The organism is Streptomyces asoensis (assembly GCF_013085465.1).
In the GTDB taxonomy this organism is placed as follows: Bacteria; Actinomycetota; Actinomycetes; order Streptomycetales; family Streptomycetaceae; genus Streptomyces; species Streptomyces cacaoi_A.
This window is the reverse complement of sequence record NZ_CP049838.1, coordinates 4029143-4044213: the sequence shown is the minus strand read 5'-3', so window position 1 is coordinate 4044213 and position 15071 is coordinate 4029143. Positions and strand designations below refer to the sequence as shown.

The following is a 15071-nucleotide window of genomic DNA, read 5'->3' as shown; positions in this document are numbered from 1 at the left end:
ATCGTGTCGGAGGGTGCGACGGTGTCGGAGAGTGCGTTCATCGAGGTGGACCGGGTCGAGAAGGTCTTCGACGTGCGGAGGAGGACCGGTTTCCTGAAGCGGGAGCTGCGGCGGGTGCGGGCGGTGGACGCGATCTCCTTCACCGTGGCGCGCGGTGAGATGGTCGGCTACATCGGGCCGAACGGCGCGGGGAAGTCGACGACGATCAAGATGCTGACGGGGATCCTGACGCCGAGCGGGGGCCGGCTGCGGGTCGCCGGGATCGATCCGTCCCGTGAGCGGACGCGGCTGGCGCATCGCATAGGGGTGGTGTTCGGGCAGCGCACGACGCTGTGGTGGGACCTTCCGCTGATCGACTCCTACCGGCTGATGCACCGCATGTACCGGATCCCGGACGGCCGTTACCGGGAGAACCTCGACCGGCTGGTCGAACTCCTCGACCTGTCGGCCCTGTTGGATGTGCCGGTGCGTCAGCTGTCGCTCGGTCAGCGGATGCGCGGGGACATCGCGGCGGCCCTGCTGCACGATCCCGAGGTGCTCTACCTGGACGAGCCGACGATCGGTCTGGACGTGGTCTCCAAGGCGCGGGTGCGGGAGTTCCTGCGCGAGTTGAACACCGAGCGCGGCACGACGGTCCTGCTCACCACGCACGACCTCCAGGACATCGAGCAGCTCTGCTCCCGGGTGATGGTCATCGACCACGGTCGTCTGGTCTACGACGGTGCGCTCGCCGGGCTGCACGAGGCGGGGGAGAGCGAGCGGACGCTGGTGGTGGACCTGGAGCGGGAGCTGCCGCCGGTCGAGGTGGGGGAGGCGGCGCGGGTGGTGAAGGTGGACGGGCCGAGGCAGTGGCTGGCGTTCCCGGCGTCGGAGTCGGCGGCTCCGCTCGTCGCCCGGATCGCGGCGGAGTACCCGCTGGTGGACCTGTCGGTGCGGGAGCCGGACATCGAGGCCGTGATCGCGAAGATGCTGTATTCGATGGGGGACACGCCCAAGCTCCCGCCGGACCGGGAGCCCGTGAGGGAGACCGTAGTGCCGGGGCCCGGGAACTCGTAGGCTGCTGATATGACCGACGACGCAGCCCCGGGCCTGCCGGATCTCCGTGCCTCCGACGCCGATCGTGAGCGGGTCGCCGAGGTCCTGCGGGACGCCCTCGCGGAGGGCCGGCTCGACATGACGGAGTTCGAGGAGCGGCTGGAGGAGACGTACAACGCGCGCACGTACGGGGAGTTGGCGCCGATCACCCGTGATCTGCCGGTCGCCGGGGTCACGCCTGCGCCCCTCGTGTCGCTGCACAAGGAGCCGCCTGCGGAGGGGAGTTGGGCCGGGCGGATCGTGGGCGGCGAGGGTTCGTCGACCTGGGCGGTGGCCGTGATGTCCGGCTTCCAGCGCAGGGGCCGCTGGACGGCGCCCCGGCGGTTCAACTGCTTCGCCTTCTGGGGTGGCGGGGAGATCGACCTGCGTGAGGCGAACTTCGCCGCCGGTGAGATCGAGATCAACTGCGTCGCGATCATGGGCGGGGTGCAGATCACGGTGCCGCCGGGGGTCGAGGTCGTGGTCCGTGGGATCGGCGTGATGGGCGGCTTCGACCAGCGGGAGACCGGTGTTCCCGGTGACCCGGGTGCGCCGCGGGTGGTCGTCGGCGGGTTCGCCTTCTGGGGTGGGGTCGGCATCGAGCGCAAGAAGACGCGGGCCGCCCGGCGGCAGGAGAAGCTGGACCGCAAGGCGGCGAAGCGCGAGCTGCGTTCGTCGTCCCGGGGCGACGAGGGGGAGGCCCACCGCCGGATCCTGGAGGGCCACAAGGACCTCCAGCACGGGCACGGCCTCGGCCAGGGCCACGGCGCAGGGCCCGGGCCCCGGGAGGACCGGCGGGAGCGCCGCTACGAGGACTGAGCCCGCCCCGGGATCTGCTCCGGCTGAGCCCTGCGGGGGGCTCGGCGGTTGTCACAGGCGGGCGGGTGCCGAGCCTTCCAGCTTCGTCAGGTCGACGGTCTGTGCCATCTTGCGGTAGCCCCGGTCGCTGGGGTGCAGATGGTCGCCCGAGTCGTACTCCGGGCGCAGGCTGCGCGGGTCGTACGGGTCGCGCAGCGCCCGGTCGAGGTCGACGACCGTGTCGAACACCCCGTCCGCCCGGATCGCCTGGTTGATCCGCTGCCGTACGTCCTCGCGGCCGTCGCTCCAGCCGCGGTGGCCGCGGAACGGCATGAGGGTGGTGCCGACGACCCTGATGCCGTGGGCGTGGGCCCGGTCGACGAGGGTGCGCAGGCCGTCGAGGACCGCCTGCGGGTCGACGAGCCCGGGGTTGCGCAGGATGTCGTTGATGCCGAGGTCGATGACGACGACCTTGACGTTCGTACGGCCGAGGACGTCCCGTTCGAAGCGGTTGAGGCCGGCGGCGCCGCGGCGGGAGTCGTCGGCGAGGACCTGGTTGCCGCTGATGCCCTCGTTGACGACGCCGTAGCGGGGCGCGTCCCCGTCGGCGGCGACGCTCGCCCGCAGCCGGTCGGCGAGGACGTCGGGCCAGCGGCGGTTCGCGCCCGCGGTGGAGGTGACGCCGTCGGTGATGGAGTCGCCGAGGGCGACGATCGTGCCGTCGGCCTCGTTGCTGAGCACGTCGAGGGCGGTCAGGTAGCGCCAGTACTCGCCGGCCCCGGTGAACGCGGCGCCGGTGACGTCCTCGGTGGACTCGCCCTCGGCGACGTAGTTGGTCTGCCGGGCGTGCGGGTGGTAGGTGACCGGCCCGGCGGAGGTGGGGGAGTAGGTGCTGACCAGGACATCGGAGTCGTGCGGAACGATGACGGTCACGGCGTCGCTGACCGTCTGCCCGCCGGCCGGGACGACGACGGTGGTGGCGCCGCCGAAGGTGAGCCGGCGCAGCGTGTCGGGGACCGCTGCCGCGCTCCCGCCGTCGGCCGCGACGGCGAGGGTGGCGTGCGTCACGGTGAGCGGGCCGGTGCCGTAGAGGTTGGACAGCGTGATGCGGGCACTCGTCCCGCCGACGCTGGTGTGCACGACGTTGCGGACCGTGCGGCCCGCCATGCCGTCGGTCGCGGTGCCCGGTTCACCACTGACCGGGGAGGCGGCCCAGGTGCCGACCCAGACGCCCGTCGAGATGGGGGCGGCGCTGCCGGGGCCGGGGGCGGCGGCGCGGGTGGCCGCCCGGGGGTCGAGCCCGGGACCGTGGTCGGAGGCGACGGAGACGTATATGGCGGTGGACAGGCCCACGACAAGGGCGATGATCGCCGACAGGAGGGCGCCGTGTCTTGTGGGGGACACCCCCACACCCCCAACGTGTGGCCTGGTCATGCTGGGGGTTCTCCTCGGTGAAGGGAGCGGCGCGGCTCCGGGTCATGCAGTCATGCAGTCATGCGTGAATGCGTTCATACGGTGATGCGTTCACGCAGGAGTTCGCCGTTGAGCTCCCCACCTGAGAGACGCCGGGAACTCTTGTTCCGTTCCAGGAGTCGGTCAAGTAGGGACAATATCTGCGTGCGGGACACGGGTGGCACGGGGCGTCGACCGGAACGGATGGAACGGATGGATCGTACGGAAGCGGAGCGGCCGGCCGGCACCAGGGCGGCGCGCACGATGAGCGTCTTCAGCGCCGCCGACGAGGAGAAGCAGCGCGGTGTGCGCCGGATGAAGCTCACCGCGGCCGGGCTGCTGCTGTTCGTGGCCGTGGTGTACGTCCTCGCCGAGTGGGCCTCGCATCGGGGCGCGGGCCCCTGGGCGGGCTATGTGGCGGCCGCCGCGGAGGCGGGCATGGTCGGTGCGCTCGCCGACTGGTTCGCGGTCACGGCGCTCTTCCGTCACCCGCTCGGCCTGCCCATCCCGCACACCGCGATCATCCCGAACAAGAAGGACCAACTGGGTGTCTCGCTGGGTGAGTTCGTCGGGGAGAACTTCCTCTCCGAGGACGTCGTACGGCAGCGGCTGCGCACGGTCGGCATCGGCACCCGGCTGGGCGCCTGGCTGGCCGATCCGGAGCACGCCGACCGGGTGACGGCCGAGCTGGCGACGGCACTGCGGGGCGCGCTCACGGTGCTGCGCGACTCGGACGTGCAGGCGGTGGTGGGGGAGGCGATCACGCGTCGCGCGGACGCGCAGGAGATCGCGCCGGGCATCGGGAAGATGCTGGAGAAGGTCGTCGCGGACGGCGGTCACCGGCGGGCCGTGGACCTGGTGGTGGCCCGGGCGTACGACTGGCTGGTGCTGCACGGCGACTCGGTGATGGGCGCGGTGGAGGGCGGTGCGCCCGGCTGGACCCCCCGGTTCGTCGACAAGCGGATCGGTGAGCGCGTCTACAAGGAGCTGCTGCGGTTCTGTGCGGAGATGCGGGACATGCCGTCCCACCCGGCCCGGGGCGCCCTCGACCGTTTTCTCACCGACTTCGCCTCCGACCTCCAGTCCGACACGGACACGCGGGCGCGGGTGGAGCGGCTCAAGGGTGAGGTGCTGGGCCGGGGCGAGGTGCAGGATCTGATCGCGTCCGCCTGGACCGCCGTGCGCTCCATGATCGTGGCGGCGGCGGAGGACGAGCGCAGTGAACTGCGGCTGCGGGTGCGGGCCTCGCTCCTGTCCCTGGGGGCCCGGATGGCCACCGAGCGCAAGGTCCAGGAGAAGGTGGACAGCTGGGTCGAGGGCGCGGCGGTGCACGTGGTGACGACGTACCGGAAGGAGATCACCTCGCTGATCACCGACACGGTCGCGGGCTGGGACGCGGAACACACGACCCGCAAGATCGAGGCCAACATCGGCCGTGACCTCCAGTTCATCCGGATCAACGGCACGGTGGTGGGCTCGCTGGCCGGGCTGCTGATCTACACGGTGGCGCGCGCGCTCGGGGCGTGAATCAGCCGGTCGCGGGAACCTGATCCGCATGCCGCCCGATGGGGAGCGTGCCGAGGAGGGAGCCCATGACCAGCGCAGAAGCCGCCGTGCCGGCCGAGAAGGACCGCACGATCACCACCGACATCCCCGCCCGCCTCGACCGGCTGCCCTGGTCGCGCTGGCACTGGACCATCGTCTTCGGACTCGGCACCGTGTGGATCCTGGACGGCCTGGAGGTCACGGTCGTCGGGAACATCGCGAGCCGACTGTCGGAGCCGGGAAGCGGCCTGCCGATCACCTCCGGGCAGGTCACCGGCATCGCGGCCGCGCTGTATGTGGCGGGCGCCTGTATCGGTGCCCTCTTCTGGGGGCGGCTGACCGACAAGTGGGGCCGCAAGAAGCTGTTCATGATCACCCTCGCGGTGTATCTGGCGGCCACCGCCCTGACCGCGATCTCCTTCGACACCTGGTGGTTCCTGCTCTTCCGGTTCCTCACCGGCTTCGGCATCGGCGGGGAGTACGCGGCCATCAACTCCGCGATCGACGAGCTGATCCCCGCGCAGTACCGGGGGCGCGTCGACCTGATCATCAACGGCAGCTTCTGGCTGGGCGCGGTCGCCGGTTCGCTGCTGTCGATCGTCGCGCTGAACACGGACATCTTCGCGGCGGACGTGGGCTGGCGGCTGACGTTCGCGCTGGGCGCCGTCCTCGCCCTGGTGATCCTGCTCGTACGGCGGCACGTCCCGGAGAGCCCGCGCTGGCTGCTGATCCACGGCCGGGACCGGGAGGCCGAGCAGATCGTCACCTCGATCGAACAGCAGATCGAGGAGGAGAAGGGGGAGCGGCTGCCCCGGGCCGAGGGTGAGCTCACCATCCACCAGCGCCGCAGCGTCTCCTTCGTCGAGATCGCCCGCACGGTGTTCTCCTCCTACCGGCGCCGCGCGGTCCTCGGCTTCTCCCTCTTCATCGGACAGGCCTTCCTCTACAACGCGATCACCTTCGGCTTCGGCGCGATCCTGACCAAGTTCTTCGACGTGCCGAGCGGCAACACCGGCTATTACTTCGCCGTCATCGCCATCGGCAACTTCTGTGGTCCGCTGCTGCTGGGCAAGCTGTTCGACACGGTGGGCCGGCGGGTGATGATCTCCTCGACGTATCTGCTCTCCGGTGTGCTGCTGTTCGGCACGGCCTGGCTGTTCGACCAGGGCTCGCTGACCGCGACGACGATGACGGCCTGCTGGTGCGCGGTGCTGTTCTTCGCGTCGGCGGGCGCGTCGAGTGCCTATCTGACGGTGTCCGAGGTCTTCCCGATGGAGACCCGCGCGATGTCCATCGCCTTCTTCTACGCCCTCGGTACGGCCGCCGGCGGTATCAGTGGCCCCCTGCTGTTCGCCGAACTCACCGACACGGGCAAGGTCGGCGACACGGTCCTCGCCTTCTGCATCGGCGCGACGCTGATGTGCGCGGCGGGTCTGGTGGCGGTGTTCCTCGCGGTCAAGGCCGAGCGACGCTCCCTGGAGGACATCGCCCGGCCGCTGACGGCGGCCGCGACGAAGACACGCGAGGCGACGACTCCGGGTGGGCCGACTCCGGGCGGGCCGACGACGGGTGGGCCGACTCCGGGCGGGCCGCGGAAGGCCACTGCCTGAGGGTGCGGTCGCTCCGGCGGCCGCCCCACGCGGCCACCCCACGCGGGTGCTCTTAGCCCCTCCTGCCCCTCCTGCTTTTCCTACTCGGCCCCGCCCGCGGCCCTGCCTTCGGCGCCGTCCCTGGTCCGGCCCCTTCGGCGCAGCAACAGCAGGCCGCCGGCCAGGGCGGTGAGGCCGGTGGTCGCGGTCCACGCGACGAGGTCGGTGGAGCCGGTGGAGGCGAGGCCGCCGCTCTTCGCGGCGGCGGCCTCCGCCCCGGTCGGCGCCGCCGAGGCGGAGGGCGCGGCCGATCCGCCCGATGCGGCGGCGCCCGATCCCGCGGCGCCGGACGCGGACGGGGAGGGGGAGGGGGAGTCCATCGAGGGGGACGGGCCGGTCGGGGAGCCGCCCGCACTCGTCGTCGACCTGTCCCGGGTGAACGCCAGCGTCCCGAAGCCGAGTTGGTCGTAGCCGCCGCTGTTGGGCCCGTAGTCCCCGCCGCCGCCCTCGGGTGCCGCCTTGGCGGCGATGCGGGTGAGGTAGGGCGCGGACAGCCCCCGGCGCTTGGTGTAGTGGTTGGCGATCATCGCCCAGATGGGCCGGGTCATCGCCGGGTCGACGGCGGCCGCGTCGGCGGCGGTCTCGCGGCCCGACCAGCCGTTGATCGCGCCCTTCGCCCGGGTGTTGGCCGTGTACGTGACATCCCCGCCGAGGCTCCACTTGGCCACGTACTGGGCGCCCTTGAGGAAACGGCTGTCGTCGTGGCCGTAGAGGTCGATGCCCTGGTTCCAGGCCATCTCGCAGAAGGTGCCCATGAGGCCGACGCCGAGCAGCGCGTGCCCCTGGTCCCGGCCCGCCTCCAGCCACTCGGCGAGACCGTCGTCGTGCACCACGGGGATGGCCTTCTTGACGGCGCCGAGCCCGGAGCCGTTCTTGAAGTACTCGACGGCCTGTTCCACCTTGGCGCCGTCGTCGCAGAAGATGCCGGTGGCGAGGACGCAGGCCATGGCGGTGAGGTCCCAGTTGGGCCAGTAGTTGGTGACCACGGCGTCGTTGTGCTTGACGAGGAAGCTCTCGCTGAGCGGCGAGAAGACGGTGGTCAGCATCTTTTGGAAGCGTTCGAGCTCGAAGCCGGCGTGGTCGCGGACGAGTTCGGCGGCGTTGGCGGCCTGGTAGCCGTAGAGCCCGGCCGCGAGGAACCGGTCGGCCGAGCCCTCGAGCGAAGTGAGCTTCGCCGACCAGGCGTTGAGGATCGCGACGGCGGTGTCGGCGTACGCGCTCTCACCGCTGACGTGGAACCGCAGGCCGTTCTGGTAGGCGGCGTGGAGGTCGTTGTAGAGGATCGTGTAGTTCTGCGGCGAGCCCGAACCCCGGTACACGGTCGCCTGCGGGTTGGCCGTCCAGCCGCTCTGCGCATGCCGGTTGGCGGTGAGCCTGGCGTATCCGGCGGTGTAGGGCGCGGCGCCGGCCTTCACCTTGGCGGCCATGCGGGTCAGATCGGCGCCGGTGTGCAGGAGGCCCGGGTGCGCGTATCCGACGGCGGCGGCGGGGGCCGCGGGGAGGGCCACGGCCACACCGACGGCTCCGGCCGCCGTGCCCGCGGCCTTCAGCAGGCCGCGGCGGCTGATCTCGTGGCGGCTGATCTGTCCGGGTCGGGTCAGGTGCGGTTGCAGATGCATGCCGGGGAGACGGACGAGAGGCCGGGCCGATAACGAAAACCTGGCCGGCTACGCCCCCGTCGTCGACCCCGGCCGGACGATCATCAGGATCGTCACGGTCGCCCACAGCAGGTTGAACACCCCGGTGAACATGGCGAGTTGCACCGTCGTCTCCCGTGCCCCCGTGCCCTCGACGAGTACCTCCTGCCGGGGCAGCACCAGGACCAGCAGCACACCCGCGGCCAGCACGGTCAGCACGATCGACGTGATCAGCCAGGGGTCACCCATCACGCCCATGGCGCCGGCCGTGGCGAACCCGAAGACGGGGACGGCGAGACCGACGGCCGCGTACACCTGGCAGATGCGGTGCAGCAGCCGGACGGTCTCGCTCGCGCGGGCGTCGTCGGGCGCTGCCAGGGCGCGGCGCGCGGCGGGCGGGAACATGCTGGCGGCGACGGTGACGGGCCCGATCGCGACGATCGCGGCGAGGACGTGCACGGCGAGGAGGAACTTGGTCACACACCGACGCTAGGCGGCGCGCTCGCCCCACAGAAGCGGCGGAAATGCCAGAGGGCGACGGATTCTCGCCAGGGGGTGGTTGCGGGTGTGTGTGCGGGTGCGGCGCGGTTGCGGGTGCGGGGCGCTGGTGGGTGGGGCGCGGTGCGGGTGGGGCGCGGTGCGGGTGGGGCGCGGTGCGGGTGAGGAGGGGGTGCCGGACGGGCGTGGTTCGGGGCACGGATCGGGTGCCGGCGGGCTCGGGGCGGGCGTGGATCGGGTGGGGCGGGTGCCAGGGGGCTCGGGGTGGGCGCGGATCGGGCTCGGGGCGAATGTGGGGCGGGCGCAGGGGCGGGCGCGGCGGCGGGCGCGGGCGCGGCGGCGGGGGCGGGCGCGGCGGCGGGGGCGGCGGTCGCCGGTGACCAGGGGGCCGGGGTGGCCGTAATCCGTCGTACACCTACGCTCTTGCCATGCACACCGTCGCCGTACTGGTCCTGGACGGGGTCGTCCCGTTCGACCTGTCCGCCCCGATCGACGCCTTCGGCTGGCCGCGGCTGCCCGACGGGCGCCCGGCGTACCGCGTCAGGGTCTGCTCGCCGTCCCCCTCCGGGGAGGTGAGCGCGGGGGCGTTCACCGTGCGCGCGCCGTACGGGCTCGAGGCGCTGGCCGAGGCGGACACGATCATCCTGCCCGGGGTCGCGAACCCACCGGACGAGCTGCCGATCGGCGTCGCGGAGGCCCTGCGGGACGCTGCGGCGGGCGGCACCCGGATCGCCTCGGTCTGCGTCGGCGCGTTCCTGTTCGCCGCGACGGGCCTGCTGGACGGACTGCGCGCGACGACGCACTGGATCGCGGCGCGTGAGCTGGCCGAGCGCTACCCGAAGGTGACGGTCGACCCGAACGTCCTGTATGTCGACAACGGCCAGTTCCTCACCTCGGCGGGCGCCGCCGCGGCCCTCGACATGTGCCTGCACATGATCCGCGGCGACTACGGCTCGGCGGTCGCCGCGCAGGCGGCCCGGATGTCGGTCATGCCGCTCGAACGGGAGGGCGGCCAGGCCCAGTTCATCGTCCACGACCTGCCGCCCGCGCCCGCCGGGGCGACCCTCGAACCCGTGCTGGCCTGGCTGGAGGACAACTGCGGCCGGGAGGTGACGCTGGAGCAGATCGCCGGGCGGGCCGGTATGAGCACCCGCACCCTCAACCGCCGCTTCCGTGAACAGACCGGCACGACGCCGCTGCGCTGGCTGCACCGGGCGCGGGTGCGGCGCGCGCAGTACCTGCTGGAGTCGACGGCGTACCCGGTGGAACGCATCGCCACCCAGGCGGGTTTCGGCTCTCCGACGGCCTTCCGCGAACGCTTCCGCAAGGTGGTCGGCACCAGCCCCCAGGGATATCGACGGGCATTCCGGTCGGGGGAGGGGCCCGGGGGACACAGGGACAGGGGGCGGCAGCCGAGCCCGGGGGAGTAAAGATCGTATAAGGTGATCCGCCGAACGTCTTGGTCAGCAGCGACGGCAGGGATCTCAACGGCATGTTCCGTACGGTTCGCGAGTTCCTCGAGATCGGCGCCGGGGCCGCCGACCCGCGCCCGGGTCAGATCCAGGATCCCGTCATCAAACGGCTCCAGTCCGGCCGTACGCTGGCAGGGTTCACAGCGACGGGATGGATGCTGGTGTCCTACCCGCTGGCCGAAGGGCGCGCGGAGTTCGTCCTGGGCAAGCTGGTGGACCTGGTGGCCGGTTTCGGAATTCTCTGCGTGGCCGGTCTTCTCGCCGTGGCGGTCTTCATCACCGCGACGCGTCCCCCGCTGCGTCGCGTCTACGTCCGCCGTCTCAAGGCACCGGGAGAGACGCTTCGCGCTCTGCTGATCGGCGCGATCATGGCCGGTGGCGGCGGCACGCTGCTGGCCAAGCTGCTGCGGGGGGAGATCATCCCGTGGAGCGAGATCCACTCCCACGGCATACTCGCCACGGTGGCGGCGTTCGTGCCGTTTCTTGTCCTCGTCCTCCCCGTCTGCCTCGTCCTCGTGGTCATGGGGGCTTTCTCGGTGCTGAGTTGCGTCTGGTACTCCTTCAACTCCTGCTTCCGCGTCGGCGATGTGCACGAGTTGCTGCCCGCGCTGGTCTCCCCGGTCCTGGTGTGGTCCCTGTTCGTCCTGAGCTGCCTGGACGGCCCCGAGGTGGCCGCACCGCCGCTCGTCCTCTACCCGTTCCTGCTGGGCGGTCCCCTGTCGGTGACGGCTCTGTCGGTGTGGGAGATACGACGGCTGAACCAGCGGTACGGGATGACGTTCACGTCGGCGCTGGGACGAGAGCCGCAGCGGGCGCCGGATCCGGAGTGGGAGCCGACGCCGCCGGTGGCGGGCCAGGAGCCCGGCTACGGAGCCCCGTCGCCGTACACCGCGCCCTCGGCTCCCTCGACGTCCTACCCTCCGTACCCGCCCTCGTCCCCCTGAGCCAGGCCTTTGCTCAGCCCCGCCGGTCGGCGACCGCCCACGACGCGAGTGCGACCGCGCCGGCCACGCCGAACACCGACGGCCAGGCGCCGACCTTCTTCGCCAGCGGATGCGACCCCGCGAAGGCGGCGACGTACGCGACGGTCAGCGCCCCCGCCGCCTTCCCGCCCGCCTGCTGCCGCCACTGCTGCGCGGCCGCGGCCCCCGCGACGGCGAGGACGGCCCCGCCCAGCGGCCGCTTCCTCGTCCACCGGGCCACGCCGTACCCACCGACCAGCCCACCCGCGGCGATCACCGCACTGGGAACCTTCGCCATGTCTGTCCGCCTGCCTTCTCGTCCGTCCCGTCTGCCCCGAGGCTAACGCCGGGACCCGTCGACACCACGAACATGAGCCTAGGCTTGTCAACTTTCCTCTCGCGAGCTATATAAGAAGGCGTAGGGCATCGCACCCAGCACCTAGGAAAGGAGTGACCCGTGATGCTCATGCGGACCGACCCGTTCCGTGAATTCGACCGACTCGCCCAGCAGTTCTTCGGCCCCGGCACAGGTACAGGCACCGACCACCACCCCGCGGCGATGGCGATGGACGCCTACCGGTCGGGCGACGAGTTCCTCGTCCACTTCGACCTCCCCGGCATCGACCCGGAGACGATCGAACTGGACGTCGAACGCAACGTCCTCAACGTGCGCGCCGAGCGCCGTTCGCCCGCCCCCGAGGAAGCGGAGCTGATCGTGGCCGAGCGTCCTACCGGCACCTTCACCCGCCAGCTCTTCCTGGGCGAGACCCTCGACACGGAGCGCATCGACGCGTCCTACGAGGCAGGCGTCCTGACCCTCCGCATCCCGGTGGCCGAACAGGCCAAGCCGCGCCGTATCCAGATCACGGGCGGCGCGAGGAGCGACCGCAGGCAGCTCAGCGGATGACGGGTGCCTGACGGGGCTTGGGGGAGCGCCGAGGCAGCCACGGCCCGACGCTCTCCCGAGCCCCCGCGCAACCGGGCCGCCGCACGAGGAGGTTCCCTGCGGCGGCCACGAGGAAGTTCAGTCCGGCGCCCGCGCCCGGAGTCAAGGGCTAGCCTCGACCCGCCCGACGCCGCTCGCCCGGCTCCTGCCCGCTCTTGTCCACGACGCCCCGCTCCAGCACCGCGCTGGTGTTGTCGACCGTCCCCGCCTTCGCCCGCTCGGTGTCCCGGCTGAAGACGGTGCGTACGCCGAGGTAGTCGAGGGTGCCGGGATCGAAGATCCACTCGGTGCGGGTGCCGTGCCGGGTGTCCTCCCGGGCGATGGCGATGCCGTGCCGGCCGACGGCGTCCACCGCGTCGGCCACCTCGGTCACACCGGGGATCCGGGCGGTGGCCTTGTAGAACGCGGCAGCGGTCGCGGACGGCATGATCTGCTCGCCGATGAGATCGCCGATCCGGCCGAAGACCTCCTGATCCTTGTCCTCCCCCTGCTCGACGCGGGTGCCGGCGTAGAGCAGCTTCAGCAGGGCGTCGGGATCGGTGGGCAGCGAGGCGAGCCAGGCGTAGGTGGGCCGGTCGAACCCGGCCGGTACCGCGGCGTCCTTCGGATCCGTACCGTCCGGCACGCCGATCTCGATCGGCCAGTCCTGCCCGTACTCGCGGATCAGCCCCACGTCGATCACGGGCCCCTGCCGCTGCGAGAACCACACCTGCCGCTCGTGCATCTTCCCGAGCTCGACGGGTCCGTCGAAGACGCCCTCGTTCCCGGCCCCCCTGCTGCGTACGTACACGAACTGACCGTCGCCCACGGGCTCGACGTCCGTCCGCAGGGCGACGGCGGCGATACGGTCGAGGGTCACGACGGCACCACGGCTCCCGCCCGCCGTACTGCTCGCACCGGGCCGGGCCGCCGCACCCCCGTCGCCCCGCCCCGCCCCGATCCCGACGGTGAGCCCGGCGGCCAACGCGACGGCGACGGCGACGGATCCGGCGACGAGAACGGGCCGCGACAGGCGAGGAAGTCGAGGCCGGGCCGGATCGCCGTAGCCGACGCGACCGCCGGCCCTGGTACCGGCGCCGGCGCCGGCACTGCTGCGGCTGCCGCTGAGGCTGCCGCTGCCGCTGTCTCTGTCGATGAGCTGCATCAGAACGTCCTTGTGATGGGAGCGACGCCCGGGAGACAGCACCTGCTCGACGGGACCGGCCGGCAACAGCCGTGCCAGTTCCTCGAGTTCCGCGCGCTCCTCCTGCTCGGACCCGGCGGGAGTGGCGTTCATCGGGCTTCCTCCTGAATGGGCAGGACCGCGAACGCGGTCTCACTCTCTACCTCTCCGCGACGGGAGCGGGGTTCCGTACGCCGTTCCGTACGCCGTTCCGTACGTCGCTCCGTACGCCCGGACTGCCGCGCCTCCCGCTCGACGATCTCCCGAAGCCGCGCACGAGCCCGGGACAACCGCGACCGAACGGTCCCGACGGGCACGCCGAGCGCCTCCGCGGCCTGCGCGTAGTCGAGCCCACCCCACACGCACAGGGCGATGACCTCCCGCTCGTGCCGCCGCAACCGCCCGAGCACCCGCCGCACTTCGGCGAGCCGACGGGCATCGTCGATCCGCCCGACGACGTCCTCCGCGAAGTCACCGACCGCGTCATCACCCCCGGCACCGGCACCGGCCTCGGCCCGCCGGGCGAGAAAGGCGAGCCGCCGTCGAAGACTCCGGTCGGCGTTGCGCGCCTTGTTGGTGGCGATCCCGAACAACCAGGGCCGCAACGACCCGCCCTCGACCTCGACGGCCCCGCGCCCCCGCCAGGCGGCGAGGAACGTCTCCGACATGACCTCCTCGGCGACGGACCAGTCACCGGTCAGCCGGAGGGCATGGTTGTACACGGCCGCCGCGTGCAACTCGTAGAGCTCGGCGAACGCCGCCCGCTCCCCACCCCGCACTCGCGCCCGCAGAAGCCCGTCGTCGTCACGGTCATCGCTATCGCCATCGCTGTCGCCATCGTTGGAACTCACACTTCTACCTCTCCGGGCAGGGGAAGGCAGTTCCAGTGGCATGGATCACATTCCTCCGAACCGAGGCTTCCAGGGACTGCCAGGTCCCACCAGGTCCCACCAGGGGCTACCAGGGCAGTGTCCCCGCCGCGTCGGGATACCCGCCGGTCGGACCGTCGGGCCCCACCTGCGCCAGCCGGACGATGATCTCGGCGCCCTCCTCGACGCTCTGGACGCCGGTGTTCCCGTTGAGGTCGGTTTTGGTGAAGCCGGGCTCCACAGCGTTGATCCGCATGGCCGGGAACGCCTTCGCGTACTGCACGGTGATCATGCTGACCGTGGTCTTCGAGGCCGGGTAGGCGACGCCCGGATAGCCGTATGCCGGGGTGCTCCTTGCGGTGCTGGACCCCCAGCCGCTCGTCGAGGAGAGCCAGTCGGCCTCGGCCCCGGTGTCAGCGTCGGCGCCGGAAGCGAACTCGGGTGACCTCAGCGCACCACCTGGGTAGAGTCGGGCGGTGCCCGAGCTGAAGCGACTGCATGCCGGCGATGCCCCGGCGGTCCTGGCCTTCGAGCTGGCGAACCGCGCCTACTTCGCCGCCTCGGTCTCCGACCGCGGCGACGAGTTCTACGACCAGTTCGCCGACCGGTACAGCGCCTTGCTGGCTGAGCAAGAGGCCGGCATCTGCGCCTTCTACGTGCTCGTCGCCGAGGACGGCTCGGTTCTGGGCCGGTTCAACCTGTACGACCTCAAGGACGGCACTGCCGAACTCGGCTACCGGGTCGCGCAGCACGTCGCCGGCCGCGGCGTGGCGACCGCGACCGTCCTGGAGCTGTGTCGGCTGGCGGCGGCGCGGCACGGGCTGCGCACACTGCGGGCGGCCGCTGCACACAACAATGCCGCGTCCCAGAAGGTGCTGACCAAGGCCGGGTTCGTACCGGTCGGCCCGGCCGACCCGGCCGACCTCGGTGGTAAGCCAGGCACCTGGTATCAGCGTGACCTGGCAGTCCAGCCGTAGCGCGTGATCTTGCCGGTGGACTGACCGCGG

The 15071-nt window shown here is 71.8% G+C and carries 14 protein-coding genes and 1 pseudogene; 8 read left to right on the top strand and 7 right to left on the bottom strand.

Translation table 11 applies throughout. The features are described 5' to 3' along the window. The first annotated feature begins 21 nt into the window (after positions 1-21). Positions 22-1056 (top strand): ABC transporter ATP-binding protein, encoded by a 1035-nt coding sequence (locus G9272_RS18010; protein WP_171397536.1) that lies wholly within the window; start codon positions 22-24, stop codon positions 1054-1056. Positions 1057-1065: 9 nt separating this feature from the next. Further along, a complete protein-coding gene (locus tag G9272_RS18005; RefSeq protein ID WP_171397535.1) occupies positions 1066-1893 on the top strand; it encodes a DUF1707 SHOCT-like domain-containing protein in 828 nt (275 codons plus the stop codon). A 51-nt stretch (positions 1894-1944) separates the two neighbouring features. Here G9272_RS18005 and G9272_RS18000 read toward each other — a convergent pair whose 3' ends face one another. Continuing rightward, entirely contained in the window at positions 1945-3306 is a 1362-nt protein-coding gene (locus G9272_RS18000) for an SGNH/GDSL hydrolase family protein (protein WP_171397534.1), read from the bottom strand. Between the two features lie 222 nt (positions 3307-3528). Between G9272_RS18000 and G9272_RS17995 the strand changes: the two genes are divergently transcribed. Both G9272_RS17995 and G9272_RS17990 read left to right on the top strand, forming a co-directional pair. Further along, positions 3529-4851 carry a DUF445 domain-containing protein gene (locus G9272_RS17995; protein ID WP_171397533.1) on the top strand — a complete coding sequence of 441 codons (1323 nt, stop codon included), beginning with the start codon at positions 3529-3531 and terminating at the stop codon, positions 4849-4851. 65 nt (positions 4852-4916) lie between these two features. Then, positions 4917-6479: an MFS transporter gene (locus G9272_RS17990; RefSeq protein WP_171397532.1), complete on the top strand. Its 1563-nt coding sequence runs from the start codon at positions 4917-4919 to the stop codon at positions 6477-6479. Between the two features lie 80 nt (positions 6480-6559). Here G9272_RS17990 and G9272_RS17985 read toward each other — a convergent pair whose 3' ends face one another. Together G9272_RS17985 and G9272_RS17980 are read right to left on the bottom strand one after the other, a co-directional pair. Next, the gene (locus G9272_RS17985) at positions 6560-8137 is read right to left on the bottom strand and encodes an alginate lyase family protein (protein WP_171397531.1); all 1578 of its coding nucleotides are present in this window, start codon (positions 8135-8137) and stop codon (positions 6560-6562) included. Between the two features lie 48 nt (positions 8138-8185). Next, positions 8186-8635, bottom strand: coding sequence for a hypothetical protein (locus G9272_RS17980; RefSeq protein ID WP_171397530.1), 450 nt, complete (start codon positions 8633-8635; stop codon positions 8186-8188). A gap of 446 nt (positions 8636-9081) precedes the next feature. Here G9272_RS17980 and G9272_RS17975 point away from each other — a divergent pair, with 446 nt between their 5' ends. Further along, the gene (locus tag G9272_RS17975) at positions 9082-10083 is read left to right on the top strand and encodes a GlxA family transcriptional regulator (RefSeq protein WP_171397529.1); all 1002 of its coding nucleotides are present in this window, start codon (positions 9082-9084) and stop codon (positions 10081-10083) included. A gap of 62 nt (positions 10084-10145) precedes the next feature. Beyond that, on the top strand, positions 10146-11069 hold the full coding sequence (locus tag G9272_RS17970) for a hypothetical protein (protein ID WP_171397528.1): 924 nt from the start codon (positions 10146-10148) through the stop codon (positions 11067-11069). 13 nt (positions 11070-11082) lie between these two features. Here G9272_RS17970 and G9272_RS17965 read toward each other — a convergent pair whose 3' ends face one another. Next, positions 11083-11385 carry a hypothetical protein gene (locus G9272_RS17965; RefSeq protein ID WP_171397527.1) on the bottom strand — a complete coding sequence of 101 codons (303 nt, stop codon included), beginning with the start codon at positions 11383-11385 and terminating at the stop codon, positions 11083-11085. A 162-nt stretch (positions 11386-11547) separates the two neighbouring features. On the opposite strand from G9272_RS17965, the gene G9272_RS17960 reads away from it, so the two are divergent. Next, positions 11548-11994 carry an Hsp20/alpha crystallin family protein gene (locus G9272_RS17960; RefSeq protein ID WP_171402048.1) on the top strand — a complete coding sequence of 149 codons (447 nt, stop codon included), beginning with the start codon at positions 11548-11550 and terminating at the stop codon, positions 11992-11994. A gap of 148 nt (positions 11995-12142) precedes the next feature. Here the strand turns inward: G9272_RS17960 and G9272_RS17955 are convergent, their stop codons facing one another. The 3 genes and pseudogenes from G9272_RS17955 to G9272_RS17945 form a co-directional block, all read right to left on the bottom strand. After that, positions 12143-13309: a CU044_5270 family protein gene (locus G9272_RS17955; RefSeq protein ID WP_171397526.1), complete on the bottom strand. Its 1167-nt coding sequence runs from the start codon at positions 13307-13309 to the stop codon at positions 12143-12145. Next, entirely contained in the window at positions 13306-13986 is a 681-nt protein-coding gene (locus G9272_RS17950) for an RNA polymerase sigma factor (protein ID WP_171402047.1), read from the bottom strand. The genes G9272_RS17955 and G9272_RS17950 overlap by 4 nt, the downstream gene beginning before the upstream one ends. Before the next feature lie 166 nt (positions 13987-14152). After that, positions 14153-14413, bottom strand: a pseudogene (locus G9272_RS17945) (short-chain dehydrogenase); the annotation flags it as partial. Between the two features lie 127 nt (positions 14414-14540). Here G9272_RS17945 and G9272_RS17940 point away from each other — a divergent pair. Continuing rightward, positions 14541-15041 carry a GNAT family N-acetyltransferase gene (locus G9272_RS17940; RefSeq protein WP_171397525.1) on the top strand — a complete coding sequence of 167 codons (501 nt, stop codon included), beginning with the start codon at positions 14541-14543 and terminating at the stop codon, positions 15039-15041. Positions 15042-15071 lie beyond the last annotated feature (30 nt).

Coding starts and splice junctions, on each gene's coding strand:
- G9272_RS18005 (WP_171397535.1), top strand. CDS start 1,066: ATGACCGACGACGCAGCCCCGGGCCTGCCGGATCTCCGTGCCTCCGAC.
- G9272_RS18000 (WP_171397534.1), bottom strand. CDS start 3,306: ATGACCAGGCCACACGTTGGGGGTGTGGGGGTGTCCCCCACAAGACAC.
- G9272_RS17995 (WP_171397533.1), top strand. CDS start 3,529: ATGGAACGGATGGATCGTACGGAAGCGGAGCGGCCGGCCGGCACCAGG.
- G9272_RS17990 (WP_171397532.1), top strand. CDS start 4,917: ATGACCAGCGCAGAAGCCGCCGTGCCGGCCGAGAAGGACCGCACGATC.
- G9272_RS17985 (WP_171397531.1), bottom strand. CDS start 8,137: ATGCATCTGCAACCGCACCTGACCCGACCCGGACAGATCAGCCGCCAC.
- G9272_RS17975 (WP_171397529.1), top strand. CDS start 9,082: ATGCACACCGTCGCCGTACTGGTCCTGGACGGGGTCGTCCCGTTCGAC.
- G9272_RS17970 (WP_171397528.1), top strand. CDS start 10,146: ATGTTCCGTACGGTTCGCGAGTTCCTCGAGATCGGCGCCGGGGCCGCC.
- G9272_RS17965 (WP_171397527.1), bottom strand. CDS start 11,385: ATGGCGAAGGTTCCCAGTGCGGTGATCGCCGCGGGTGGGCTGGTCGGT.
- G9272_RS17960 (WP_171402048.1), top strand. CDS start 11,548: ATGCTCATGCGGACCGACCCGTTCCGTGAATTCGACCGACTCGCCCAG.
- G9272_RS17955 (WP_171397526.1), bottom strand. CDS start 13,309: ATGAACGCCACTCCCGCCGGGTCCGAGCAGGAGGAGCGCGCGGAACTC.